A 25,719-nucleotide genomic window follows, 5' to 3' on the forward strand; every position below is an offset into this window, starting at 1 on the left:
TACGTAAATGGACTGCTACTTACCCCAGCTGTCCCGCATCCCCGCAGCCCGATTGAACACAAACTTCCCATCGCCGGCCGCCTTCGCATCCACCACAAAGTACCCATGCCGCTCAAACTGAAACCCCGCGCCGCCCGCCGTCGCGGCGGCCAGTGACGGCTCCACGAACGCCGCGCAGGTCACCAGGCTGTCCTTGTTCAGCTCGTCCAGCAGTTCCCCGCTGCCCGGCTGCGCGGTCGCAAACAGCCGCTCGTACAGGCGCACTTCGGCCGGCACCGCGTCGGCCACGGCCACCCAGGTGATGTTGCCCTTGACCTTGATCGCGTCCGCGCCGGGCGTGCCGCTCTTGGTGTCGGGCACCAGCTTGGCTTGCACCTCCATCAGCTTGCCGCTGGCGTCGCGCGTGCCGCCGATGCATTCGATGGTGTGGCCGTATTTCAGGCGCACCTTGTTGCCGGGGAACAGGCGGAAGAAGCCCTTGGGCTGCACGTCTTCGTAGTCGGTGCGTTCGATCCACACCTCGCGGCCGATCTTGAAGCGGCGCAGGCCGCCTTCGGGGTCGCGCGGGTTCACGGGGGCGGTGCAGTCGTCGAGCAGGTCGTCGCCGCCCATCAATTCGCCCCAGTTGGTAATGACGAGCTTGACCGGGTCGAGCACGGCCATGGCGCGCGGGGCGATGGGGTCGAGGGTGTCGCGCAGCGCGGCTTCGAGGCTCGCGTAGTCGATCCAGCCGCCGGACTTGGTCACGCCGCTGCGTTCGCAGAACAGCTGCAGCGCCTCGGGCGTGTAGCCGCGGCGGCGCAGGCCGGCGAGGGTGGGCATGCGGGGGTCGTCCCAGCCGTCGACGTGCTTTTCTTCCACCAGCTGGCGCAGCTTGCGCTTGCTGGTGATGACGTGGGTGACGTTCAGGCGCGCAAACTCGTACTGGCGCGGGTGCGGGCTGGCGACAAGGCCGCCTTCGGCCAGGCGATCGAGCAGCCAGTCGTAGAAGGGGCGCTGGTCTTCAAACTCCAGCGTGCAGATGCTGTGGGTGATCTGCTCCAGCGCGTCTTCGATCGGGTGCGCAAAGGTGTACATCGGGTAGATGCACCACTTGTCGCCGGTGTTGTGGTGCGTGGCCCGGCGAATGCGGTAGAGCGCCGGGTCGCGCATGTTGATGTTGGGGCTCGCCATGTCGATCTTCGCGCGCAGGATGGCGGCGCCGTCTTCGAGCTGGCCGTCGCGCATGGCGCGGAAGCGGGCGAGGTTTTCGTCGGGCGTGCGGGTGCGGAACGGGCTGTCGGTGCCGGGCGTGTTGAAGTCGCCGCGGTTGTGGCGGATCTCGTCGGCGCTTTGCTCGTCCACGTAGGCCAGGCCGGCCGTGATCAGGTACTCGGCCGCGCGGTACATGAAGTCGAAGTAGTCGCTTGCAAAGTATTCGTGCGGCTGCATCGTGCCGGGCGCGCTCGGGCGGTCGGCCAGAAAGGTTTCGTAGCCGAGCCACTTCACCGCGTCGCGGATGCTGTCGACGTATTCCTGCTCTTCCTTCTCGGGGTTGGTGTCGTCAAAGCGCAGGTGGCACACGCCGCCGTATTCCTTGGCCAGCTCGAAGTTGAGCCAGATACTCTTGGCATGGCCGATGTGCAGGTAGCCGTTGGGCTCGGGGGGAAACCGCATGCGCACCTTGGCCGGGTCTTCCATGCCTTGGGCATGGTGTTGCGCGTCGCCGGGGCTGCCGCCCCATTTGCGCGCTGCGTAGGCGCCCTGTTCGAGGTCGTTTTCGATCACGTGGCGCAGGAAATTGCTCGGCTTGGCGGTATCTTTGTCAACGGGAGAAGTCATCTGTTCATTCTAGGGGGCAGGTTTGTGCGGGTTACTTTTGGCAACTTTCTTCACACAAGGGCGTGCACCTGATTTGCACCTGACGCGTTCAATACCCACATCGGCGGAAATTCCGCCTGTAACCGGAGATCCCACCATGAGCTTCAACCGTTCAACCTTCTTCAAATGGTCTGCCGCCGCCGCCGTGGCCGCAGGTGCCTTGTTCACGGCTGCATCGGCCAACGCGAGCGGCGTGAGCTGGTCGGTCGGCGTCAACGCCCCTGGCATCGCTGTCGGCGTGGCCCAGCCTGGCTATTACGCCCCGCCGGCACCCGTCTACTACAACCCGCCGCAGGCCTACTACGCGCCCCCGCCGCCGGTCTACTACCGTCCGGCCCCCGTGTACTACGCGCCGCCGCCGGTGTATTACCGTCCGGCCCCCGTCTACTACGGCGGCCGCGGTCACGGCTACTACGGCCGCGGTGACGGCTACTATCGCCATCACCACCGTCGCGACTGGCGCTGAGGCAGCCAGGCGGCAGGGGGCCACCCTCGCGACCGCCTGTTGTCACCGCCCCACGATCGCCCAAGGCCGGCTCCGGAATCGGAGCCGGCTTTTTTCATGGAAAAACGGCGGCGCGCGGACGGCCCCGCCACCTACGCGCAGGGCGGTGTGTGGTCGCTAAAACCGTGGTTTCCGATTTCTTTCGCAACATCCCGGAGCCAACGTATGAACACCGCCACCATGACCGAGAAGCAGCAGGCCGTGAAGCCCGACCTGGACCAGCCAAGCCACGAAACGCAGAAGTACGGCGAAATCGTCAAGCTGCCGAACGGCCTGTCTGAAAAGGTGTGCAAGGAAAGCGTGGCGCTGCTCAACCAGTGCCTGGCCGACACCATGACGCTGCGCGACATGTACAAGAAGCACCACTGGCAGGTGGTGGGCCCCACGTTCAACCAACTGCACCTGATGTACGACCAGCACTACGAAGCCCAGGTGCTGCTGGTCGACATCCTGGCCGAGCGCATCCAGTTGCTTGGCGGCATCGCGCTGGCCATGGCGGCCGACATTGCCGAAACCACGAAGATCGAGCGCCCGCCGCGCGGCCGTGAGCCGGCTGCGGTACAGATCAAGCGCCTGGCCAAGGCGCACGAACTCATCATCGTCGAGGCCCGCAAGGCAGCCAAGAAGGTCGACGAAGCGGGCGACGACGGCAGCAACGACGTATTCGTGAGCAACGTGCTGCGCACCAACGAACTCCAGGTGTGGTTTCTGACCGAGCACCTGGTGGCGGCGTCGCCCGTCGGGGCCTGAGCCGCGCCGGCGCCGGCTGACCGGCTACATCGCGCAACTTCGCGCTACATCGCGCGGAAGAGGTGCGCGAAGAGCCGGCTCACCGCCAGCCGCTCCTTGCGGGCGCGCAGTTGCAGATGCAGCTTGCCGGCCTCGTCGCGGTGCACCGATTCGATCGCCTCGGTGTTCACCACCACGGCGCGGTGCACTTGCCAGAAGGCGTTGGCATCGAGCTGCGGCAGCAGTTGCTTAAGCGGCGTGCGGATCAGGTATTCGTGGCCCGCGGTGAGCACGCGCACGTATTTGTCGGCCGCCTCGAAGTACAGCACCTCGTCGACCGGCACCATGCGCACGGTGGCGCCCGCGCTGCCGGCGTCGCTGGCAGCGATGCGCTTCAGCGGAGCCGGCTGCCCGGGCAGGGCGCCGTTGCCGGCCGCCGACAGCATGCGGCGCCATTGCGCCAGGGTTTCTTCCAGCGCGGCGCCGGCACCGTTCGGCACGGCTTCGCGCGGTGCGCGGGCGGCCAGCGCGGCCTGCAGTCGGGCCGTGGTCTTGCGCAGGCGCTCGGGCTGCACCGGCTTCAGCACGTAGTCGACCGCGTGCTGCTCGAATGCGCGCACGGCGTACTCGTCGTAGGCGGTCACAAACACAAGTTGCGGCAACGGCGCGCGCTCCAGCGGCCAGGCGTCGGCCAGTTCGGCCGCGGCAGCCAGGCCGTCCTGGCCCGGCATGCGGATGTCGAGAAACAGCACGTCGGGCAACAGGCGCAGCGCTTCGCTGACCGCGCTGCCGCCGTCGCCGACCATCGCCAGCACGTCGAGCTCGGGCCAGGCCTGCGCGAGTTCGCCGCGCAGCGCCTGCGCCAGCAGTTTTTCGTCTTCGGCGATCAGGGCGGTGGGGCGGGTCATGCAGGGGTTTTCAAGGGGAAGGTGGCGGTGGCGAGCGTCCCGCCTTCGGGGGCGGCGATCAATTCGATGGCGCCGCGCGTACCGTAGGCGCTGGCCAGGCGCTCGCGCACCTGCGTCAGGCCGAAGCCGCGGCCGGGCTCGTCCAGGGTGTTGACCTGTGGTGCCAGGCCGATGCCGGTGTCCGCGACCTGGATGACCAGCAGCGCGCCGCCGTCGCTGCCGCGCTGCGACGCGCGCACCGTGATGCTGCCGCCGCCGACCTTGGGTTCCAGCCCGTGCTGGATGGCGTTTTCGACCAGCGGCTGCAGCAGCAGTGGCGGCACCGATGCATTGCGGAGGGCCTCGGGCAGGTCGAGCGTGTAGTGCAGGCGGTCGCCCATGCGCACCGACATCAACTCCAGGTAATCGCGTAGCAAATCGAACTCGGCCGACAGCGGATGCACCAGCGCGCGCGAGCCGCTCAGGGTGGCACGCAGGTAGCTGTTGAGCCGGTCGAGCATCGCCACGGCGCGCTGCGGATCGGTGGTGATCAGCACGCGCAGGTTGGCCAGCGTGTTGAACAGCATGTGCGGCTCGAGCTGCGTTTCGAGCAGCTTGAGCTTGGCTTCGCTGGCGTCGCGTTCGGCGGCGCTGATCTTGGCGGCCATGTTCGCCGCCTTGCCGCGCGCATGAAAGTAGAAGCTGGCCACGCCGCCGGCCACGATGGTGATGGCCAGGCTGATCTTGTTGTCGCGCGGCGTGTTCACCAGGCCGGTGCCGAAGAAGAAATCGCCCAGGCGGTCGCCGAAGATGAAACCGAAGGCGATGCCGGTGGAGGTCAGCAGCACCCCGCGCCAGCCCTTGGGCCAGCCATGGCCGCCGGTATGGCTGGTATGGCAGTTGCGCTCGTCGACGAAGTAGCGGCCGAACTCGATCACGACCCAGGTGATGGTGCCCACCGAGGTGGCATAGCCCACCTGCACGAAGTAAGTCTTGGCCGGCCAGATCAGGGTGGTGAGCACCGCGACCACGCAGCAGAACGCAACGACCTGCAGGTAGTGGCGGGCGGCATCGCCCCATTGAATCTTCATGGCGCCAGATTCTGGACGAAGAAGCGGGTGATGGCGGTGTAGGCCTGCGGCACGGCAGCGCGGTCGAAGCCCGGTGGGTCGTCCAGCAGGCGGGCGGCGCGCGCCGGCAGGCCGGTCAGTTGCGGGGAAAGGATGGAGCCGTGCCCGGCCGTGCTCATGTCGGCGAGCAGCACGCAGCCCTTGCATGCCTCGCGCACCGCATCGATGTGCCATTGCGGCGCCAGCCAGCCGTCCTTGCCGGCGCGCACCAGGCCGAGCGGGATGCGGGGCTGCACCAACGAGGCCATGTCGACTGGCGCCGCCATGGGCACGGACGCCACGGCCGCCTTGATGCGCGGCTCGTCCCAGCCCTGCGGGGCGGTGTCGTCAGCAAACTTGAAATGGATGATCCAGGTTGCGATGGTGCGCTTCAGCGCGTCGAACGGACCGCCGTTGAGTTCGGTGGTGAGTCCCACGCAGGTCGGAAAGTCCTCGGTCAGGTGCGCATCGCAGTGCTTCGACAGCCTGGCCGGTGACCAGCGCGCGCCGGCCAGCGTCAGCGCGGTGAGACCGCCGGCCGACATGCCGTAGACACCGACGCGCTGGAAGTCGAGCAGCGGTGCGAAGCGCGCGTCGGCGGCCATCGCGTCGATCGCCTGCGACACCTCCTTGGGCCGGTGCTTCCAGGTGGCGGGGCCGACGTCGCGCATGTCGTGCCAGTTGTCGCCGGCGTGTTCGGGCATGGCGACGGTGAAGCCCGCGTTCACCAGCGTCTGCGCCAGGTCGGCCTGCGGCCAGGGCGAACCGCCCGAACCGTGCGACATGACCACAAGGCGGCCGTTGCCGCGCAGCGGCGCTGCGTTCAGCGTGGCATCGATCGAAAAGGCGCCGCGCTGGAGTTTGCTGGTGGCCGCGGTGCTGGTGGGATAGAACACCGTGACCGGCCCGCTGTCCGGCGGCGCCGGCAGCACGGTGACCCCGGTGGCGGCCGAGGCCAGGCCGGCGGCGGTGCCGAGGGCTGCCAACGCCAGCAGGCGCCTGAACCGGCCGCTCACCACGGCTGGCCCCTGGTCGCGTCCAGCTTGGCACGCTCGCGCTGCACCATGCCCTCCAGCAGGTTGCCTCCCGGCGCGAACACCCAGACCGCGATGCCGTGCATCAGCAGGCCGAGCCCCCAGCCAAGCAGCGGGAAGATGGCCCAGGCCCGGCCGTTGGCGAGCGAGAGGGTGATGAGCCCGGCGTTGACCGCGAGGTACACCGCGGCATGACTGAACCAGCCGAGCTTGGCCTTGGCGCGGCGGCGGGCCAGCTTGTCGAGGGAGGTGTCGTTGGTTTCCATGATGATCTCCTGTTGGGCGATGGATGGCTCAGGCCGGCTGGCCGTCGGCGATGGCGCGATCGCGGCGGATCGCCAGCTTCCACAGGCGAAGCGTCCGGCCCGCGAAGATGCCGCTGAAGGCGCCGTACAGGGTGCCGATGGCCAGCGCAAAGTTGTGATGGTGGGCCAGCTCGGGGTGCAGGGCAATCTGCACGCCGACCACGTACTTGGTGAAGAAGATGCCCATCATCAGCGCCAGCGGCACCGCGCTGCCGGCCACGTGAAAGGTGCGCGTGTCGGGGTCGTAGCGGGTGGCCGCCGGCAACGGGCGCTGCAGCACCAGTGCCACCGCAACCGCCGCCGCCACGGCCCAGCCGGCCAGCGCCATCGGCGCATCGCCGAAGGCCGACAGCACGCCGTAGACCGACAGGCCGGCCATGGCGATCGGCAGGATCGTCACACGGGTCAGGCTCACGCGGCCGGCCAGCAGCTGCTTGCTGCCGAGCCATACCAGCAGGGCGAACACGACAAACACCCAGCGGGGCGTGTGGGCGATGATTTGCAGCAGCATGGTGGAACTCCTTGGGGGTGGGAAAAACAGGGTTGAAGAAGCGATGGGCGAACTGTGCCGATGCCCCGCCGCCACCGCGACCCGGATGCGACGAAATGCAGCAAAACGGCGCCAGATGCAGCCCGCAGCGATGAAGACCGCCCCGCCTTGCGTGCTTTACAGAGCCTTTACGGCGTCGCAGGATGCCCGTCGCAATGCCCGCGGGGTCGCGCGCTACGATCGGCCGCGGCGAGCGCTCCGGCGTCGTCGAACGCTTTGCACAGTTACCAGGACGACCCATGGATTCCCGCCCGCCCGAGCCCCAGCCCCAGCCATCGACCCCCCAGGTGCCGCCGCGGCGCCGGCGGCGCTGGATCGGTGCCGTCGTGGCGCTGCTGCTGACGGCCGGTGTGGCCGGTGCGGCCTGGTACCTGATCAACCGGCCGCCGGCCGAGACCGCGACGGGCGGCGGGCGCGGCAGTGGCGGTGGCCCAGGCGGTCCTGGCGGCCCCCGCGGGCCGGGCGGCGCACGCGGCGGTGGCGGCCCAGCCATCACGGTCGGCATGGCGGTCGCGGCGCGGGCCGACATCCCGGTGATGCTCGATGCGCTCGGCACTGTCACGCCCGTCACCACCGTCACGCTGCGGCCGCAGGTGGCCGGCGTGATGACCGACGTGCTGTTCAAGGAAGGGCAGATCGTGAAGAAGGGGGAGGTGCTCGCACGCATCGACCCGCGCCCCTATGAGCAGGCACTGATGCAGGCGCGGGGCACGCGCGTGCGCGACGAGGCACAGCTGCAGGCCGCGCGCGTCACGCTGGAGCGCTACCGCACGCTGCTGGGCCAGGATTCGATTGCGCGGCAGGACGTGGACACCCAGGCCGCGCTGGTCAAGCAGCTCGAAGGCACCGTCATCACCGACAAGGCGGCCGAAGACAGCGCCAAACTGAACCTCGACTTCACGCGCGTGGCCTCGCCCGTGACCGGCCGTGTCGGCCTGCGCACGGTCGACCCCGGCAACTACGTGGCCGCGGGCGCCACCACCGGAATCGCCGTGATCACCCAGATGACCCCGATCGACGTGCAGTTCTCGGTGCCGCAAGACCGCGTGCCCGAGATCGAGGCCCGCATGATCCAGGGTGCGAAGCTGGTGGTGACGGCGCTCGACCGCACGCGCGCCGTCACGCTCGACACCGGCACCTTTTCGACGCTGGACAACATCGTCGACACCACCACCGGCACGGTGAAGGCCAAGGCGCGCTTCGACAACGCCAGGAACACGCTGTTCCCGAGCCAGTTCGTCAACATCAAGCTGCAGCTGCGCACCATCGACGGCGCCGTGGTGGTGCCGGTGACGGCGCTGCGCACGGCCGGCACCGGCAACTATGTGTACGTGATCAACGAAGACCGCACCGTGAGCATGCGCAACGTGAAGCGCGGCGATGCGTCGGTCGAGTCGGTAGTGATCACCGAAGGCCTGAAAGACGGCGAGCGCGTCGTCACCGAAGGCGGCGACCGGCTGAAGGATGGCTCGACCGTGCAATTGCCGACCGACGCGCCGCGCCAGCGCGGCTCGGGTGCCGGCGCTGGCGGGCGCAGGCAGGGCGCATCGGCGCCGCAAGGCGCGGCCTCGGCACCGGCACCGGCTGCATCGTCTGCGCCTGCGCCTTCCGCCGCGGCACCTTCCACCGCTGCACCGTCTGCCGCCGCACCCGCCGCGGCCCCACCTTCCGCGGCCCCACCTTCCGCTGCACCGGCTGCGCCGGGCGCAGCGCCTGCCGCGCCCGCAACGTCGGCAACGCCGACAGCGCCGCGCCCGCTGCCGACCGCGGCAGAGCGCCAGCGCATGCTCGACGCGGCCAAGGACGACCCCGAACAACTGGAGCGCCGCAAGCGCTTTCTCGAATCGCTGGACAAGGGCGAGCCGGCCGCGCTGGAGCGCTGGCAGCGCATGGGCGAACAGCGGCCGCGGCGTGAAGGGGGCGCCAGCCAATGAGTCCGTCGCGCCCATTCATCGAGCGGCCCGTCGCGACGGCGCTGCTGATGGTCGCGATCGTGCTCGCCGGCCTGGTGGGCTTCAAGTTCCTGCCACTGTCGGCCTTGCCGCAGGTCGACTACCCGACCATCCAGGTGCAGACGCTGTACCCCGGCGGCAGCCCCGAGGTGATGAGCCGCACCGTCACCGCGCCGCTGGAGCGCCAGTTTGGCCAGATGGCGGGGCTCAACCGCATGAGCTCGACCAGCGCCGCGGGCGTGTCGATCATCACGCTGCAGTTCGGCCTGACCGAAACGCTCGACGTGGCCGAGCAGGAGGTGCAGGCCGCCATCAACGCCAGCAACTCGCTGCTGCCGGCCGACCTGCCCGCGCCGCCGGTGTACGCCAAGGTGAACCCGGCCGACGCGCCGGTGCTCACGCTCGCGATCAGCTCGAAGACGATGCCGCTCACCGAGGTGCAGAACATCGTCAACACCCGGCTCGCGCAGAAGATCAGCCAGGTGTCGGGCGTCGGCCTGGTCACCTTGTCGGGCGGCCAGCGGCCGGCGGTGCGCATCCAGGCCGACACGCGCGCGCTGGCGTCCTACGGCATCGGCCTCGACGCGCTGCGCACTGCGATTTCGAACGCCAACGCCAACAGCGCCAAGGGCACCTTCGACGGGCCGAAGCGTTCCTACACCATCAACGCCAACGACCAGCTGGTGACGGTCGACGACTACAAGAGCCTGATCGTCGCGTACAAGAACGACGCGCCGGTGCGCATGACCGACGTGGCGCAGGTGGTCGACAGCGCCGAAAACACCAAGCTGGGTGCCTGGTCGGGCCTGACCGGTGAACTGACTCCTGCGATCATCCTCAACGTGCAGCGCCAGCCCGGCGCCAACGTGATCGCCACGGTCGACGCCATCAAGAAGCAGCTGCCCGATCTGCAGGCCGGCCTGCCCGCGGCGATGGACGTGGCGGTGCTGAGCGACCGCACCACCGGCATCCGCGCGTCGGTCTGGCATGTGGAAATCGAGCTGGTGCTGGCCGTGGTGATGGTGGTGCTGGTGATCTTCTTCTTCCTGCATAGCTGGCGCGCCACCCTGATCGCGAGCCTGGCCGTGCCGATCTCGCTGATCGGTGCCTGCGGCCTGATGTACATGATGGGCTACAGCCTCAACAACCTGAGCCTGATGGCGTTGACCATCGCGACCGGCTTCGTGGTGGACGACGCGATCGTGATGATCGAGAACATCTCGCGCTACCTTGAGGAGGGCGAGACGCCGTTCGCGGCCGCGCTCAAGGGCGCGGCGCAGATCGGCTTCACCATCATTTCGCTCACCGTGTCGCTGATCGCGGTGCTGATTCCGCTGCTGTTCATGGGCGACGTGGTGGGGCGGCTGTTCCGCGAGTTCGCGGTGACGCTGGCCATCACGATCCTGATCTCGGCCGTGGTGTCGCTCACGCTGGTGCCGATGATGTCGGCGCGCATGCTCAAGACCGAACCGCACAACGCCTCGCGCGGCCTGGCGGGCAAGGTGCAGGCCTTCTTCGACCGCGTGATCGCGCGCTACGACGTGTGGCTGAGCTGGGTGTTCCGCCGCCAGGGGCTCACGCTGGTGGTGGCACTGCTGACGCTGGTGCTCACCGTGCTGCTCTACGTGTTCATTCCCAAGGGCCTGTTTCCGACGCAGGACACCGGCCAGCTGCAGGCCCGCATCGAGGCCGCGCAGGACGTGTCGTATGTGCGCATGGCCGAGCTGCAGCAGGCCGCGGCGCGCGCCATCCTGGCCGACCCGGACGTGCAAAGCCTGAGCTCGTTCACCGGGGTCGATGCCGCCAACAACACGATGCTGAACACCGGCCGCATGCTGATCAACCTGAAGGCCGATCGCGGCGACCAGGAAGACACCATGAACCGGCTGCGCGACCGCGTGCGCGAGGTGGCCGGCGTCACGCTGTACCTGCAGCCGACGCAGGACTTGACGATCGACGCCGAAACCGGGCCGACTGAATACCGCCTGTCGATCGAAGGGGTCGATTCGGCCACCGTCACCGAGTGGGTCAAGAAGCTGATGGCCCGGCTCGAGAGCGAAAAGAACGTGCGCAACGTGACCAGCGATGCCGGCGCGCAGGGGCTCTCGGCCTACGTCGACATCGACCGCAACACGGCGTCGCGCCTCTCCGTGACGGCCAGCGCGGTCGATGACGTGCTCTACAGCGCGTTCGGCCAGCGCATCGTGTCGACCATCTTCACCGAGACCAACCAGTACCGCGTGATCCTGGAGGCCAAGTCCGATTCGATCGAGACGCCGCAGCAGCTCGGCACGCTGAACCTCAAGACCGGCTCGGGCTCGCCGACGCCGCTGTCGGCGGTCGCGACGATCCGCGAGCAGCTCGCACCGTTGCAGATCACGCACGTGGCGCAGTACCCGGCGGCGACGGTGGGCTTCGACACGGCGCATGGTGTGTCGCTCGGCAAGGCGGTCGACTCGATACGCCAGGCCGCGAAGGACATCGGCATGCCTGCGAGCGTGACGATGACGTTTCTGGGCGCTTCGGGTGCCTACGAAAAATCGCTGTCGAACCAGCTGTGGCTGATTCTGGCGGCGGTGGTTTGCGTCTACATCGTGCTGGGTGTGCTGTACGAGAGCTACATCCACCCGCTGACGATCCTGTCGACGCTGCCTTCGGCCGGTGTCGGTGCGCTGCTGGCGCTGATGGTGACGGGCAACGACCTCGGCGTGATCGGGATCATCGGCATCATCCTGCTGATCGGCATCGTGAAGAAGAACGCGATCATGATGATCGACTTCGCGATCGACGCCGAGCGGCAGCAGGGCAAGTCGGCGCAGGAGGCCATTCACCAGGCGGCGCTGCTGCGGTTCCGGCCGATCCTGATGACGACACTGGCGGCGCTGTTCGCGGCAGTGCCGTTGATGCTCGGTTTCGGCGAAGGCGCCGAGTTGCGCCGGCCGCTCGGCCTGGCGATCTTCGGCGGGCTGATCGTGAGCCAGGTGCTGACGCTGTTCACCACGCCGGTGATCTATCTGGCGTTTGACCGGTTGGGGCGAAGGTTCGGGCGCAAACCTGCGGGCGAGGTGGTTGCGTGATGCCGGGCGCATGCTTTTCTCCCTCCCCTCCCGGGGGAGGGCAGGGGTGGGGGCCAGCGGCGTGCCCCAATCGGGCAGCCCCCATCCCAGCCTTCCCCCGGAAGGGGAAGGAGTCTGACCGATGAACCTATCCCGCCCCTTCGTCGAGCGCCCGATCGCCACGGTCTTGCTGACCATCGGCATCGCATTGGCCGGCATTGCCGCGTTCTTCGTGCTGCCGGTCTCGCCGCTACCGAACGTCGACTACCCGGCGATTTCGGTCACGGCCAGCTTGCCCGGCGCCAGCCCCGACACCATGGCCAGCAGCGTGGTGACGCCGCTGGAGCGGCGGCTCGGCACCATCGCGGGCGTCAACGAAATGACGTCGAACAGCTCGACCGGCTCGGGCCGGATCAACCTGCAGTTCGACCTCAAGCGCAACATCGACGGCGCGGCGCGCGAAGTGCAGGCGGCAATCAACGCGGCGCGGGTCGACCTGCCGGCCACGCTGCGGCGCAACCCGACCTACCGCAAGGCCAACCCCGCGTCGTCGCCAGTCATCATCCTGGCGCTCACCTCCAAGACCAAGACACCCGGCCAGATCTACGACGCGGTGTCCAACATCGTGAGCCAGCGCATCTCGCAGGTGCCGGGCGTCGGCGATGTCGAGATCGGTGGCGGCTCGCTGCCGGCGGTGCGGATCGAGCTGCAGCCCTTTGCGCTCAACCAGTACGGCATCAGCACCGAGGACGTGCGTGCGGCCATCCAGGCCAGCAACGCGAACCGGCCCAAGGGCGCGATCGAAGGCGAGGGCCGACGGCTGCAGATCTACACGCCCTCGCCGGGGCTGCGCGCGTCCGACTACCGCTCGATGATCATCGCGTGGCGCAACAACGCCGCCGTGCGCCTGTCGGACGTGGCCAACGTGGTCGATGGCGTCGAGAACCGGCGCACGCTCGGCCTGTTCAACGGACAGCCGGCCATCGTCGTGCTCATCACGCGCGAGCCCGGCGCCAACATCATCGAAACCGTCGACGGCGTGCGTGCGCTCATCCCCGAACTGCGGGCCCAGTTGCCACAGGACATCGAGGTGCAAGTGGCCTCGGACAGCACCAACTCGATTCGCGCATCGCTGCGCGAGATCGAGGTCACGCTGATGATCTCGATCGTGCTGGTGGTGCTGGTGGTCGGGCTGTTCCTGCGCCGCGCGCGCGCGACCATCGTGCCGGCCGTGGCCACCGTGGTGTCGCTGCTCGGCACCTTCGGCGTCATGTACCTGCTGGGTTTCAGCCTCAACAACCTGAGCCTGATGGCGCTCACGGTGGCCACCGGCTTCGTGGTCGACGACGCGATCGTGGTGCTCGAGAACACCCAGCGCCACATCGAAGCCGGCATGGAAAAGTTCGAGGCTGCGCTGCGCGGCGCGCGTGAAGTCGGCTTCACGGTGCTGTCGATCAGCCTGTCGCTGGTGGCGGTGTTCATTCCGCTGCTGTTCATGGACGGGCAGGTCGGGCGGCTGTTCCGCGAATTCGCAGTCACGCTGTCGGCCTCGGTGCTGATCTCGCTGGTGATCTCGCTCACCACCACGCCAATGATGTGCGCCTGGCTGCTCAAGTCCGAGCCCAAGCCTGACCCCGATGCGCCGCCGCGCAGGCGCCCCTGGCCGGTTCGCTGGGCCGAGGCCAGCTACGACTTCAGCCTGCGCACCTACGAGCGCAGCCTCGACTGGGCCCTGGCCAGCAAGACCATCGTGATGCTGGTGCTGCTGGCCGTGGTCGGGCTCAACTACTACCTGTTCACGCACATCCCCAAGGGCTACTTTCCGCAACAGGACAACGGCCAGCTCAACGGCGGCCTGCGCGCCGACCAGAGCATCTCATCGGCGGCGCTCGGCGAGAAGCTGAAGCAGGCGGTCGACATCATCCGCGCCGATCCGGCAGTCGACACCGTGGTCGGTTTTTCGGGCGGCAGTCGTGCCGGCGGCGGCTTCATGTTCGTCAACCTCAAGCCGGTGGGACAGCGCGACGCGACCAGTCCGCAGGTCATCGCGCGGCTGCGCCCGCAGCTCGACAAGCTCACCGGGCTGCGCGTGTTCCTGGGCCAGGTGCAGGATCTGCGCATGGGCGGGCGCTCCAGCAACTCGACCTACCAGTACACGCTCAAGAGCGACAACATCAAGGACTTGCGCACCTGGGTCGGCAAGCTCGCCGACCGGCTGAAGCAGGAAGACGCGCTCACCGACATCGACAGCGACCAGTCCGACAACGGCGTTGAAACCTACGTCACGGTGGATCGCGACAGCGCATCGCGCCTGGGCCTGAGCGCGAGCGCCATCGACAGCTCGCTCTACAACGCGTTCGGCCAGCGTTCTGTGGCCACCATCTACGACGAGCTCAACCAGTACGCGGTGATCATGGAATGGGCGCCGCGCTTCATGCAGGGCCCGGTCGAGCTCAAAGACCTGTATGTGCCGACCGACCCGACGGTGACGAGCGGCAACGTGGTCGCCACGACCTCGGCCAACCCGGGCCTGCGCGGCGCTTCGACCGGCTCGCCCTTGAGCAACACGGCGACGACCATGGTGCCGCTCAGCGCCGTCGCGAAGATCTCGGAGCGCGCCATTCCCACTTCGATTTCGCACGACGGCGGCGAGTTGTCGAGCACCATTTCGTTCGACCTGGCCCCCGGCACCTCGCTCGGCGACGCGCGCTCTATCGTCGATCAGGCCACGGCCGACATCGCGATGCCGATCAACGTGCGCGGCAGCTTCAGCGGCACTGCGGCGAGTGCGCAGCAGTCGCAGGGGCAACAGACGTTCTTGATCGTCGCGGCGATCGTGGTGATCTACATCGTGCTCGGCGTGCTGTACGAGAGCCTGGTGCATCCGATCACCGTGCTCACCACGCTGCCCTCGGCCGGCGTGGGCGCGGTGCTGGCGCTGCTGCTGTTCCGCATGGACTTCTCGATCATCGCGCTGATCGGCGTTTTCCTGCTGATCGGCATCGTCAAGAAGAACGCGATCCTGATCATCGACTTCGCGCTCGAAGCCGAACGCTCGCGCGGCCTGAGCGCGACCGAGGCGGTGCGTGAGGCGTGCATGCTGCGCTTCCGCCCGATCCTGATGACCACGATGGCCGCCGCGCTCGGTGCGTTGCCGCTCGCGATCGGCTTCGGGCAGGGGGCGGAGCTGCGCCAGCCGCTCGGCGTGTCGATCATCGGCGGGCTGATCGCCAGCCAGCTGCTCACGCTGCTGACCACACCCGTGGTCTATGTGCTGATGGACAAGCTGCGCCGGCGCCCCGCCAACGAACAACATCTGGCCCGCGCTGCGGGCGCCGAAACATGACCCCGAATCGCATTCCCTTTTTGCGCAGCACGACAACGGCGCTTGCACTGGCCGCGCTGCTGGCCGGCTGCGCGGTTGGCCCGACCTACGAACGGCCTGCCATCGCATCGCCGAGCGCCTGGAAGGAAGCGCCCGCCGCTGAAGGCTGGCTGCCCGCCGCACCGGCCGACGCACTCGATCGCGGCGAGTGGTGGCAGCTGTTCAACGACGCGGGGCTGAACGAGCTGGCTGCGCGCGTGCAGGTGTCGAACCAGAACATCGCAGCCGCCGTTGCCAACTACGCGCAGGCAACCGCGCTGGTGCGCGAACAGCGCGCGGGGCTGTTTCCGACCGTCGGGCTCTCCGGCAGCGTGGGCCGCAGCGGCGACCGCACGGCCGGCACGTCCAACGGCTCGTCGAGCGTCGCACTCGGGGTCGACTGGGCACCCGATGTCTGGGGCCGGCTGCGGGCGGCTGTGGGGAGCGCGCAGGCATCGGCACAGGCGAGCGCGGCCGACCTGGCCGCGGCCCGCCTGTCGGCGCATGGTGAGCTCGCCACCAATTACTTCTCGCTGCGCGAGGCCGATGCCGAGCTGGCCCTGCTGGCCGACACGATCGAGGGCTACGAGCGCAGCTACACGATCACGCGCAACCGCTACGACGCCGGCATTGCGGCGCAGAGCGACGTGCTGCAAGCGCAGACGCTACTGGTCAACACGCGCGCCGAACGCGTGGCGCTGGAGCGCACGCGCGCCACGCTCGAGCACGCCATCGCGGTGCTGGTGGGCGCGGCGCCGGCCGACTTCAAGCTTGCCCCACTCGCGGCCTGGACGCCGGCCGTGCCTGCCGTACCCCTGGGCGTGCCGTCGACGCTGCTGCAGCGCCGGCCCGACATCGCTGCGGCCGAGCGCGCCGTGGCGGTGGCCAATGCGCAGATCGGCATCGAACGCTCGGCCTACTTTCCGAGCCTGAACCTGAGCGGCTCGCTGAGCCGTTCGGCCAGCCGCGTGCAGGATCTGTTCAGCGCGTCCAACACGCTCTGGTCGCTCGGCCTCTCGGCGGCGCAGGTGCTGTTCGATGCGGGTGCGATCGGTGCGCGCGTCGATTCGGCCAAGGCGGGGCACGAAGCCGCCGTCGCACGCTACCGGCAGACCGTGCTCACCGCGTTCCAGGGTGTCGAAGACCAGCTCACCGCCACGGCCAGCCTGGCGCAGCAAGAAGCGCTGCGGCGCGAGGCTTCGGTCGCGGCCGACAAGACCGAGCAGCAGCTGCTGAACCGCTACCGTGCGGGCCAGGTCAGCTACACCGAGGTGGTGACGGCGCAGGCGTCGGCGCTGAACGCGCGCCGTACCGTGCTGCAACTGGTGGTCAACCGGCAGGTGGCGGCAGTCGGCCTGATTCAGGGCCTGGGCGGGGGCTGGGACGCAGCCTGGCTCAAGGACGCCACGCCGGGCTGACCGCGCACGCGGCGCAGCACCCGCCCGCGCAGCACCGCGACCAGCGCGGCCACATGCGCCAGGAAGACGACCACGGCGGCTCCGATCATCAGCAGCAGGTCGACGTCTTCGCGGGTCAGGTCATTCATGGCCGCGATGGTCTTCGCCGATCCGGGAGGAATGTGGGAGACCTTGCGTCGGCGGCCTCCCATTTGCCTCCCCATTCGCCGTTCAACATTCGCTCGCCGCCGCAGTGCAGATGCAGTGCAGCGGTTCGATGCAATCCCTTGAACCCGGAGAAAACTGAATGAAACGAACCCTCACGGCGATGGCCGCGCTGCTCGCTGCTGGCTTTGCCTCGGCGCAATCGTCCGTCACGCTGTTTGGCGTGGTCGACACGGCAATCAGCTACCAGTCGGCCACATCGCGCGATGCGCTCACGGGCCAGAGCTACAAGCAGAGCCAGTGGGCCCTGACCAACTCGGGCTACAACTCGAGCCGGCTCGGATTTCGCGGCACCGAAGACCTGGGTGGCGGCCTGGCGGCCAGCTTCTGGCTCGAGGCGCCGATCAGCACCGACGATGGCGGCACCGGCCTGAACTTCAGCCGTCGCTCGACAGTGAGCCTGTCGGGCGGCTTCGGTGAGGTGCGCCTGGGCCGCGACTACACGGCCACGTTCTGGAACGACACCGTCTTCGACCCGTTCGGCACAAACGGCTCGGGCACCAGCGTAATCTCTTCGGTGAGCGGCAGCAGCAACCTGGCCAACCCGAAGTACGTGCGCTCCAGCAATACGGTGGGCTACTTCCTGCCGCCGAACCTGGGCGGCTTCTATGGCCAGGTGCAGTACGGCCTGCACGAGAACGTCGACACCAGCACCAGCAGTACAACCACCGCCTCGACCAGCAGCAACGCGGGCCGCTATGTCGGCGGGCGCTTCGGCTATGCCAACGGTCCGCTGGACATTGCCGCCTCGTACGGCGAGAGCACGGTCGTCGACACCACTGCACTGACGCGCAAGATTCAAACGGCCAACCTCGGCGCCTCATACGACTTCGGGCCGGTCAAGCTGTTCAGCGAACTCTCGCAGGTGCGCAACAAGTTCGAGGGCGCCTCGCTGGCCTCGTACAACGACAACTACAACGGCTACCTGCTCGGTGCGACGGTGCCGGTGGGCGCGGGCCTGATCCGCGCGGCCTATTCGGCCGTGCGCTACGAGGAAGGCGCGACGGGCCTCTACGGCGAGCGGCCGCGCGTGCAGAAGCTGGCGATCGGGTACGTGCACAACCTGTCGAAGCGCACCGCGCTGTACACGACGGTGGCACGCGTGAACAACCGCAACGACGCGCTCTATACCGGCGCGCTGAGTTCGGCCATCACGACGGGCGGTTCGGTGGGCTACACGGGCATCCCGCGCTCGTCCACCGGCTATGACTTCGGCATTCGCCACGCCTTCTGACGCCCACCGGCGCGCAGGTTCCATGATGCCGAGTCCCTTGAGTCTTGCCATCGTCGCGGGCGCCGTCCTGCTGGTCTTCTGGCAGCTGCTGAAGGCCAGGATGGCGGCGTCGGACATGCGTTCGACGTCGACGCGTCGCGCCACGGCGGCGTTCCAGCCGGCCGGTGCCGGTGCCGGTGTCGTCGCCAGCGCCGTTGCGGTGGCTGAACCGCGCACCGCGGCCGACCTCGGGCAACTGCTGCTGGCGATGCCCGCTGCCTGCAGGTCGATGCTGCAGGGCAGGGGCATCGTGCTGGAGCATTGCCTGCCGCCGCACCCGCTCGCCGTGTTCGTGCAGCGGGAGGAGATCGAGCAACTGCTGATGCACGTGGCCCGCATCGCCTGCCGCGCGCTGAAGGACGGCGGCACGCTGCAGGTGTTGGCGCTCGCCGACGGCGCCAGGGCCGCGGTTCACTTCATGGACGTCGGCCCCGACGCGTCGGGCCTCGGTCTGGCGCATCTGTTCGAACGCGGGGCGAGGGAGTCCGACGCTGGCGTGCTCCATTGCCAGCGCATCGCCGGCGCGCACAACGGACGCATCTATGCGGCGCCTTCCGCCCTCGGTGCGCTCGGCATCACCTTCAGGCTGCCGCTGTGTGCGCCCGCTCCTGCAGCGGAGGGCCTGCGATGACGCCGTGCCGCAAAATGCGGCCCAGCGCCCGATTGAAACGATGTCCCGACTGACCCTTTCCAAGAAAATCTTCCTTGCACTGGCCACCTTGCTGTTGGGCGTTCTGCTCATCTTTGCAGGGTTTTCGATCTTCGGGCTTCAGCGCGGCCTCGGCCCCTATGTGGCCGAAATCGAGATCCGCCGCATGAACTGGCTGGTTCAGCTGCTGAAACAGCACTACGCCACCAACGGCAGCTGGGAGAAGCTGCGCCATGACGACGCCGCCTGGCACCGCTTGCAGATGGGCGACGCCGGCCTGGCGCAGACCGATGCGAGCGGCAAGACCGACAGCCGCCTGCCTTCGTGGTACGCGCGCCGTCCGCCCCCGGATCGGGGCGGCGAGCCACCACCGTGGCCGCAACTGGACACCCCGCCTCCGCCGTTCGGGCTGCCGCCGCCCTGGCTCTTTCTCGGCCTTCGCGAAGCGGCCGATTCCCTCATCCAGCGGCTCGGCGTGGTCGATTCCAAAGGTGCGTCGGTGGCCGGCATGGTGGGCGACCCCAAGGCCTCGGCCCGGCTGCCGATCCAGCAGGGCCACGTCGTTGTCGGCTATCTGGTGCTGGCGCCACTCGAGGGGCTCGAGAGCCAGGCCGACCGCGCGTTCGTCGCGCGCCAATCGGGCATCGTTGCGCTGACCGGGCTGGCCGGGCTTGCGTTCGCACTGGTGCTGTCGTGGCTGCTGGCACGGCGCTGGTTCCGCCCGATCGATGCGCTGACGCAGGCCGCGCAGGACGTGGCGCGCGGGCGCGCCGGCATCCGCGTGCCGGTGCACGGCTCCGACGAACTGGCCTTGCTCGGCAGCACCTTCAACGACATGGCCGAACGGCTCGACACGGTCGAGGCGAGCCGCCGCGTCTGGCTGGCCGACGTGGCGCACGAATTGCGCACGCCGCTCGCCGCCATGCGCGCCGAGATCGAGGCCCTGCAGGATGGCGTGCGCAGCTTCGACGACCGCACCGCACTGCGGCTGCATCGCCAGGTGATGCGCCTCGGCCATCTGGTGGACGATCTGCGCAGCAGCATGCGGGAGCCGCAGGACGCATTGCCGCCCCGCGCGCCGGCCTATCCGCTGGTGCTGTTGATGGACGCGGTGACGATGACGCGCGACCGCTTTGCCAAATGCGGCATCGAAGTGGACGCCACGGCCATCGAAGCCCTGGCCGCCAAAGTCCAGCCGATGGTGGAGGGCGATGCGCACCGGCTGCACCAGGTGTTCATGAACCTGCTCGAGAACACGCTGAGCTACACCGACGCCAACGGGGGGCTGAAACTGGGCGCGCGCACGGAAGCCATGGCCGGCGGGCAGCAGCAACTGGTGCTGCTGTTCGACGACAGCGCGCCCGGCGTCGCGGCCGAAGAGCTGCCACGCCTGTTCGAGCGGCTGTTTCGCGGCGAGGCATCGCGCAACCGCGAAACGGGCGGCTCGGGCCTCGGCCTGTCGATCTGTCGCGCCACCGTCGAAGAGCACGGCGGCACCATCGATGCGGCGGCCTCGCCGCTCGGCGGCGTGCGCATCGCGCTGACCTTGCCACTTTTGAACAAGGCGGTTCTGCCATGACGCGCATCCTCGTCGTCGAAGACGAAAAGGACATTGCCTCGGTGCTGCTCGACTACCTGCGGCACGCGGGTTACGAGGTCGACCATGCGGCCGATGGCCACACGGCGCTGGAAAAGATGATCGCCACGCCGCCGGATCTGACCCTGCTCGACGTGATGCTGCCGCGCCTCGACGGCATGACCGTGCTGCGGCAGGCCAGGGTGCACACGAGCCACCCGGTCATCATGCTCACCGCGCGCATCGAGGAGGTCGACCGGCTGCTTGGGCTCGAGCTCGGGGCCGACGACTACATCTGCAAGCCGTTCTCGCCACGCGAGGTGGTGGCGCGGGTGAAGGCGGTGCTGCGGCGCAGCCAGGTCGGCGCCGGCAAGGCCGCCGATGCGCCGGCGGTGCCTCTGGTGCTGGACGACGCGCACTGGCGCGCCTCGCTGAACGGCATGCCGCTGAACCTTACGCGGCGCGAATTCGGGCTGCTGCAGGCGCTCTCGCGGCATCCGGGCCGCATCTTCTCGCGCGCCCGGCTGCTCGAGCTGGCCTATGACGACACGGCCGACGTGACCGAGCGCGCAGTGGACAGCCACATCAAGAACCTGCGCCGCAAGCTCGCGGTGGCGGCACCGTCGCACGACTGGATCCGTTCGGTGTACGGGGTGGGTTTTGCGTTCGAGGCGCCGTCCGACTGATCCTGCGCAATTTCTCCGAGATCGCCCGCCACACTCGGCCGCATGAAGACTACCGACTGGTTCGTGGCCGTCGTGATCGCCACCGCGCTCTCCGGCTGCATGGTGATGCTGCCCATGCCGCCGCCACCGCCGCCACCGCTTTTTACCGCCTGGGCTGACCCCGGGCCCGCGCGGAGCCTGCGCGAGGCTTGCATCGGCCAGCCCGAGGGTGCGCGCATGCCGCTGCCCGGCCGCCACAGCGAGGTGTTGACCGGCGTTTGTGAGCGCGGGCCGGACGGCCGCCTGTTGCTGCTGCCGGAGCGGGCGCGCTAACGGTCGACGGCCGGCTGGGCGACCATGTGCTGCTGGCGCCACCGTACATCGCGACGCGGCAAGACCTAAAGCGCATCGCGACGCTGCTGGCTGAATCGATAGATGCGATTACGCGGGCGGCAGCGGCGCAGGCCGCCTGGATCCCATTCTTCGTTTTCATCAACCCCAGAGGAGCATCCCCGCAAGGACGACCCCGCCTTCAAGGCGCTGGTCGACCGCGCGGTGGGTGGCATGATGAAGTCGGGCGAGATGGAGAAGCTCTACAACCAGTGGTTCATGTCGCCGATTCCGCCCAAGAGCATCAACATCAACTACCCGCTCAACACCGAGACGAAGGACACGTTTGCGAACCCCTCGTCGAAAGGCGTCTGAGCGCCACGTGCCGCATGACCCGCATCGCCCTGATCCACGCACTCGCGCATTCCGTTGCACCCATCAATGCCGCCTTCGAGCGCGACTGGCCCGGGGCCGTGCGCATGAACCTGCTGGACGACAGTCTGTCGGCCGATCTCGCGCGCAACGGGCGCGGGCTCGATGCCGCGATGCACGAACGCTTCGCGCGGCTCGCGCAGTACGCGGTCGACACGGGTGCGCAGGGCATCCTGTTCACCTGCTCGGCGTTCGGGCCCTGCATCGAGGCGGTGGCGCGCAGCCATGCGGGCGTGCCGGTGCTCAAGCCCAACGAGGCCATGATCGAAGAGGTGGCGCAGGGTACCGGAAAGATCGGGCTCGTCGCCACCTTCGCCGCCACGCTCGAATCGATGCCGCCGGAATTTCCACCAGGCACCGGGCTCGAACTCGCGCTGGCAGACGGCGCGCTGGATGCGCTCAATGCCGGCGATGGCGAGCGGCACGACGCGCTGATCGCGGCGCAGGCGAAGGCTCTGGCCGCGCGCGGCTGTACGCGCATCGCGCTGGCGCAGTTCAGCATGGCGCGTGCGCGCAGCACCTGCGAGGCGGCATCGGGGCTGCCGGTGCTGACCACCGTCGACAGTGCAGTGCGCGCGTTGCGCCGGCGTCTCGGGGTGTTCTAGTTGTCGTGCCTTGCGATCCTCTTCACGAGGTTGTCAGTGTTTCCAGTTGCCGAACCCGCTCCCAGGCTGCAAGCGTGAAGTCTTCTTCGTACCGCATGGCATGCCGCCGAACCCTCTCCAAACCGCAGATTTCGTGCGCCTGGCACCGCATTTCCCTACAACCCGGGCGCTTCTACGTGCTGCAATTGCCTCGAAAGAGTTCGTCGCAATTGCCCTGAAAGCAGGCAGCCCGCACCGGGCGGAAACTGGTTTGAAAGAGGTTTGGAAACCATGACCATTCGCAAGCCGCGGCTGCAGGCTTTCGAGTACATGATCGACTCGCTGGGCTGCAGGCAGACGCCATGAACACAAGTGATTTGATCGTCGTCGGCGGCGGCCTGGTGGGAACCGCGCTTGCCTACGGTGCAGCTCGCCAAGGCATTCGTGTCACCGTCCTGGACGAGGGCGACGACGCGTTTCGCGCGTCGCGCGGCAACTTCGGACTCGTATGGGTTCAAGGCAAGGGGTTCGGCGCGACGCCGTACGCGCGCTGGACGATGAAGTCCGGCGCGCAATGGTCACTGCTCGCCCGCGCGCTGGCCGACGATAGCGGCGTCGATGTGCAGTTGCGCCAACCAGGCGGCTTCTACCTCTGCTTTTCCGACGACGAGCTGCAGCGCCGCGAAGAGCGGCTGTGCAGCATGCGCGACGCGCTCGATAGCGACTACGCCTTCGAGATGCTCGACCACGCGTCGCTCAGCACGCGACTGCCCGGCATCGGGCCCGAAGTGGCAGGCGCCAGTTACTCGCCGATGGATGGCCACGTCAATCCGCTGAAGCTGCTGCGCGCGCTGCACACGGCCTGTCGGCACCGCGGCGTGCGATTCGCGCATGGCAGCCGCGTGACACGAATCACGCCGCAGGCCGACGGCTTCGAGCTCGAGACGGACGCTGCGACATGGCGCTCGCCGCGCGTCGTGCTCGCGGCCGGCCTCGGCAATCTTGAGCTTGCGCCGCAGGTCGGCCTGCATGCGCCGGTGCGGCCCAACAGGGGGCAGGTGCTGGTCTGCGAACGAGCCGCCAGATTCCTCGACCATCCGACAGCCTACGTGCGGCAGACGGACGAAGGCACGATCCAGCTCGGCGATTCGATGGAGGATGTCGGCCTCAACGACAGCACGACCGTCGACGTGCTCCGCACCATCGCGCGCCGGGGTGTGCGCAGCTTTCCCGTGTTGAAAGGTCTGCGCCTTGTGCGCGCGTGGGGTGCGTTGCGGGTGATGTCGCCTGACGGCCTTCCCATCTACCAGGCATCGGCGCAGTTTCCCGGCGCCTTCGTCGTGACCTGCCACAGCGGCGTGACCCTGGCAGCCAACCACGTCTTCTCGATCGCGCCGTGGATCGCGGGCGGCGCCGATTGCAGCGCCCCCGCGGGCATCGAGTCCTTCACTGGGGGTCGCTTTCTTCATGGCAACGAGGCCTTCAATCATGCCCACTAACGCCCGCTTTCGGCCCTTGTTTCCGATTGACGCTTCGCCGCGCGGCGAGTCCACAGTGAGCCTTGGCTTCGACGGCCGGGCCATCGAGGCGCCTGTCGGCTGCAGCGTGGCCGCGGCCTTGCTCGTCAATGGTGTCTCGACCTTTCGCACCACGCCCGTGAGCGGCGCGCCGCGCGCACCCTATTGCATGATGGGCGCGTGCTTCGATTGCCTGGTCGAGATTGACGGCCAGCCGAACCGCCAGAGCTGTCTCGTCACGGTGGCGGAGGGCATGCAGGTGAAAACGCAGGCCGGCCTGCGTTCCCTCGATGACGTTGGCGACGTCGCGTCCGCAAAGGCCGCGCATGTCGAATGACCGTTGCGACATCGCCATCGTCGGTGCCGGACCGGCGGGCATGTCGGCTGCCATCGTCGCTGCGCGGCTCGGCGCCAGCGTCGTCGTGCTCGACGAGCAGCGCGGTGCGGGCGGGCAGATCTATCGCGCCATCACCGACGCGCCGGCGCGCCGGGTCGAGTTGCTCGGGCCGGACTACGCCGCTGGCCGCCCGCTTGCCGAGGCCTTCGCTGCGAGTGGCGCCCGGCACGTCACGAGCGCAGCCGTCTGGCAGGTAACGCCTGAAGGTGCGGTGCACTACCTGCATGACGGTGCGACCGCGACGCTCCAGGCGGAACGCGTCGTGCTCTGCTCCGGTGCCATGGAGCGTCCGTTCCCGATCCCGGGCTGGACGCTGCCAGGTGTGCTCACCGCTGGTGCCGCGCAGATCCTCCTGAAGAGCGCCGAAGTGGTGCCGGTCGAGCCCGTCGTGCTGGCGGGCTGCGGTCCGCTGCTCTACCTGCTCGGCTGGCAGTACGTGCGCGCCGGCGTGCCCATCCGGGCGCTGGTCGACACGACATCGATGGAGGACTACCGCCGCGCACTCTCGCACTTCGGCGGCGCGCTTGCCGGCTGGCGTCATCTGAAAAAGGGCCTGTCGCTCATCCGTGTGCTCAAGCGCGCCGGCGTGCCCTTCCATACCGGTGCGGAGAACCTCGCCGCGGAAGGGCAGGAGGGTGTGGAGGCGCTGCGCTTCACGATCGGGGGCAAGGCCCATTGCATCGAGACCTCTACGCTGCTCCTGCACCACGGCGTTGTGCCGAACACGCAGTTCACGTGGTCGCTGCGGGCCAAACACAAGTGGGACGATGCGCAGCTGTGCTGGCAGCCGGAGGCCGACACCTGGGGCGCGCTGGACGTGCCCGGCATCCATGTTGCCGGCGATGGTCTTGGCATCGGCGGCGCGTTGGCGGCGGCGCTGCAGGGCGAGCTGGCGGCGCTCGGTGCGATGCATGGGCTCGGCCGAATCACGCTTGGCGAGCGCGACGGGCTCGCCGAACCGCTTCGTTCGGCGTTGCGCGACCACCTGCGCATTCGTCCCTTCCTCGATGCGTTGTATCGGCCCAAGAAGGCCAATCGCATTCCGGCCGACGACGTGATCGTCTGCCGCTGCGAGGAGGTCGCTGCCGGCGAAATCCGGCATTTCGTGGAGCTCGGCTGCCGTGGGCCAAACCAGGCGAAGGCCTTCGGGCGTTGCGGCATGGGCCCGTGCCAGGGGCGCCAGTGCGGCCTGACCGTGACCGAGTTGATCGCGGACGCGCGCGGGGTGACGCCGGCCGAAGTGGGCTATTTCCGCATCCGGCCGCCCATCAAGCCGATCTCGCTCGGCGAGCTCGCCGGCGCGGATTGAGTGCGGCATGAGGC

At 68.4% G+C, this 25,719-nt stretch carries 22 protein-coding genes and 2 pseudogenes; 17 read left to right on the top strand and 7 right to left on the bottom strand.

All coding sequences use genetic code 11. The features are described from left to right. Positions 1–15 precede the first annotated feature (15 nt). Complete coding sequence (locus ACSFA8_RS18860) at positions 16–1,821, bottom strand: glutamine--tRNA ligase/YqeY domain fusion protein (RefSeq protein ID WP_435481008.1); 1,806 nt, start codon at positions 1,819–1,821, stop codon at positions 16–18. Positions 1,822–1,957: 136 nt separating this feature from the next. Here ACSFA8_RS18860 and ACSFA8_RS18865 point away from each other — a divergent pair, with 136 nt between their 5' ends. Together ACSFA8_RS18865 and ACSFA8_RS18870 are read left to right on the top strand one after the other, a co-directional pair. Continuing rightward, the gene (locus ACSFA8_RS18865; protein WP_435481009.1) at positions 1,958–2,326 is read left to right on the top strand and encodes a hypothetical protein; all 369 of its coding nucleotides are present in this window, start codon (positions 1,958–1,960) and stop codon (positions 2,324–2,326) included. 204 nt (positions 2,327–2,530) lie between these two features. Further along, positions 2,531–3,115, top strand: coding sequence for a Dps family protein (locus ACSFA8_RS18870; RefSeq protein ID WP_435481010.1), 585 nt, complete (start codon positions 2,531–2,533; stop codon positions 3,113–3,115). 44 nt (positions 3,116–3,159) lie between these two features. Here the strand turns inward: ACSFA8_RS18870 and ACSFA8_RS18875 are convergent, their stop codons facing one another. The 5 genes from ACSFA8_RS18875 to ACSFA8_RS18895 are packed head-to-tail and all read right to left on the bottom strand — an operon-like array spanning position 3,160 to position 6,940. Next, positions 3,160–4,002, bottom strand: coding sequence for a LytR/AlgR family response regulator transcription factor (locus tag ACSFA8_RS18875; RefSeq protein ID WP_435481011.1), 843 nt, complete (start codon positions 4,000–4,002; stop codon positions 3,160–3,162). Then, positions 3,999–5,072 (bottom strand): sensor histidine kinase, encoded by a 1,074-nt coding sequence (locus ACSFA8_RS18880; RefSeq protein WP_435481012.1) that lies wholly within the window; start codon positions 5,070–5,072, stop codon positions 3,999–4,001. Before ACSFA8_RS18880 ends, ACSFA8_RS18875 begins: the two co-directional genes overlap by 4 nt. Further along, positions 5,069–6,106: an alpha/beta hydrolase family protein gene (locus tag ACSFA8_RS18885; protein ID WP_435481013.1), complete on the bottom strand. Its 1,038-nt coding sequence runs from the start codon at positions 6,104–6,106 to the stop codon at positions 5,069–5,071. The genes ACSFA8_RS18880 and ACSFA8_RS18885 overlap by 4 nt, the downstream gene beginning before the upstream one ends. Next, on the bottom strand, positions 6,103–6,390 hold the full coding sequence (locus ACSFA8_RS18890; RefSeq protein WP_435481014.1) for a 2TM domain-containing protein: 288 nt from the start codon (positions 6,388–6,390) through the stop codon (positions 6,103–6,105). The genes ACSFA8_RS18885 and ACSFA8_RS18890 overlap by 4 nt, the downstream gene beginning before the upstream one ends. A 28-nt stretch (positions 6,391–6,418) precedes the next feature. Continuing rightward, positions 6,419–6,940: a DUF6622 family protein gene (locus ACSFA8_RS18895; protein WP_435481015.1), complete on the bottom strand. Its 522-nt coding sequence runs from the start codon at positions 6,938–6,940 to the stop codon at positions 6,419–6,421. Between the two features lie 278 nt (positions 6,941–7,218). Between ACSFA8_RS18895 and ACSFA8_RS18900 the strand changes: the two genes are divergently transcribed. The 4 genes from ACSFA8_RS18900 (at position 7,219) to ACSFA8_RS18915 (ending at position 16,769) form a co-directional block, all read left to right on the top strand. Further along, positions 7,219–8,913 carry an efflux RND transporter periplasmic adaptor subunit gene (locus tag ACSFA8_RS18900; protein ID WP_435481016.1) on the top strand — a complete coding sequence of 565 codons (1,695 nt, stop codon included), beginning with the start codon at positions 7,219–7,221 and terminating at the stop codon, positions 8,911–8,913. Continuing rightward, positions 8,910–12,008, top strand: a complete 3,099-nt coding sequence (locus ACSFA8_RS18905) for an efflux RND transporter permease subunit (RefSeq protein ID WP_435481017.1) — start codon at positions 8,910–8,912, stop codon at positions 12,006–12,008. The genes ACSFA8_RS18900 and ACSFA8_RS18905 overlap by 4 nt, the downstream gene beginning before the upstream one ends. Before the next feature lie 121 nt (positions 12,009–12,129). Then, positions 12,130–15,333: an efflux RND transporter permease subunit gene (locus ACSFA8_RS18910; RefSeq protein ID WP_435481018.1), complete on the top strand. Its 3,204-nt coding sequence runs from the start codon at positions 12,130–12,132 to the stop codon at positions 15,331–15,333. Next, positions 15,330–16,769 carry an efflux transporter outer membrane subunit gene (locus ACSFA8_RS18915; RefSeq protein ID WP_435481019.1) on the top strand — a complete coding sequence of 480 codons (1,440 nt, stop codon included), beginning with the start codon at positions 15,330–15,332 and terminating at the stop codon, positions 16,767–16,769. Before ACSFA8_RS18910 ends, ACSFA8_RS18915 begins: the two co-directional genes overlap by 4 nt. On the opposite strand, the gene ACSFA8_RS18920 is transcribed toward ACSFA8_RS18915, so the two are convergent. After that, a complete protein-coding gene (locus ACSFA8_RS18920) occupies positions 16,712–16,897 on the bottom strand; it encodes a hypothetical protein (RefSeq protein WP_435481020.1) in 186 nt (61 codons plus the stop codon). The two genes, ACSFA8_RS18915 and ACSFA8_RS18920, sit on opposite strands and share 58 nt — an antisense overlap. Positions 16,898–17,055: 158 nt before the next feature. Between ACSFA8_RS18920 and ACSFA8_RS18925 the strand changes: the two genes are divergently transcribed. From ACSFA8_RS18925 to ACSFA8_RS18975, 11 genes and pseudogenes are all read left to right on the top strand, one after another. Further along, positions 17,056–18,207, top strand: a complete 1,152-nt coding sequence (locus tag ACSFA8_RS18925) for a porin (RefSeq protein WP_435481021.1) — start codon at positions 17,056–17,058, stop codon at positions 18,205–18,207. Between the two features lie 37 nt (positions 18,208–18,244). Further along, on the top strand, positions 18,245–18,877 hold the full coding sequence (locus ACSFA8_RS18930; RefSeq protein WP_435481022.1) for a sensor histidine kinase: 633 nt from the start codon (positions 18,245–18,247) through the stop codon (positions 18,875–18,877). A 40-nt stretch (positions 18,878–18,917) separates the two neighbouring features. Continuing rightward, positions 18,918–20,474, top strand: coding sequence for an ATP-binding protein (locus ACSFA8_RS18935; RefSeq protein ID WP_435481023.1), 1,557 nt, complete (start codon positions 18,918–18,920; stop codon positions 20,472–20,474). Continuing rightward, entirely contained in the window at positions 20,471–21,157 is a 687-nt protein-coding gene (locus tag ACSFA8_RS18940) for a response regulator (protein ID WP_435481024.1), read from the top strand. The genes ACSFA8_RS18935 and ACSFA8_RS18940 overlap by 4 nt, the downstream gene beginning before the upstream one ends. Before the next feature lie 42 nt (positions 21,158–21,199). After that, positions 21,200–21,469: a hypothetical protein gene (locus tag ACSFA8_RS18945; protein WP_435481025.1), complete on the top strand. Its 270-nt coding sequence runs from the start codon at positions 21,200–21,202 to the stop codon at positions 21,467–21,469. Then, positions 21,469–21,594 (top strand): annotated as a pseudogene (locus ACSFA8_RS18950) (aspartate aminotransferase family protein); the annotation flags it as partial. The gene ACSFA8_RS18945 and the pseudogene ACSFA8_RS18950, both read left to right, overlap by 1 nt. Positions 21,595–21,649: 55 nt before the next feature. Next, positions 21,650–21,841: pseudogene (locus ACSFA8_RS18955) on the top strand (amino acid ABC transporter substrate-binding protein); the annotation flags it as partial. Between the two features lie 14 nt (positions 21,842–21,855). After that, on the top strand, positions 21,856–22,503 hold the full coding sequence (locus ACSFA8_RS18960; protein WP_435481026.1) for an aspartate/glutamate racemase family protein: 648 nt from the start codon (positions 21,856–21,858) through the stop codon (positions 22,501–22,503). 341 nt (positions 22,504–22,844) lie between these two features. Continuing rightward, positions 22,845–23,981 (top strand): NAD(P)/FAD-dependent oxidoreductase, encoded by a 1,137-nt coding sequence (locus tag ACSFA8_RS18965; RefSeq protein ID WP_435481027.1) that lies wholly within the window; start codon positions 22,845–22,847, stop codon positions 23,979–23,981. Beyond that, the gene (locus ACSFA8_RS18970) at positions 23,971–24,336 is read left to right on the top strand and encodes a (2Fe-2S)-binding protein (protein ID WP_435481028.1); all 366 of its coding nucleotides are present in this window, start codon (positions 23,971–23,973) and stop codon (positions 24,334–24,336) included. The genes ACSFA8_RS18965 and ACSFA8_RS18970 overlap by 11 nt, the downstream gene beginning before the upstream one ends. Then, a complete protein-coding gene (locus tag ACSFA8_RS18975) occupies positions 24,326–25,705 on the top strand; it encodes an FAD-dependent oxidoreductase (RefSeq protein WP_435481029.1) in 1,380 nt (459 codons plus the stop codon). Before ACSFA8_RS18970 ends, ACSFA8_RS18975 begins: the two co-directional genes overlap by 11 nt. Positions 25,706–25,719: the final 14 nt, after the last annotated feature.

This window comes from Variovorax nitratireducens (genome assembly GCF_051216545.1).
Classification (GTDB): Bacteria; Pseudomonadota; Gammaproteobacteria; order Burkholderiales; family Burkholderiaceae_C; genus Variovorax.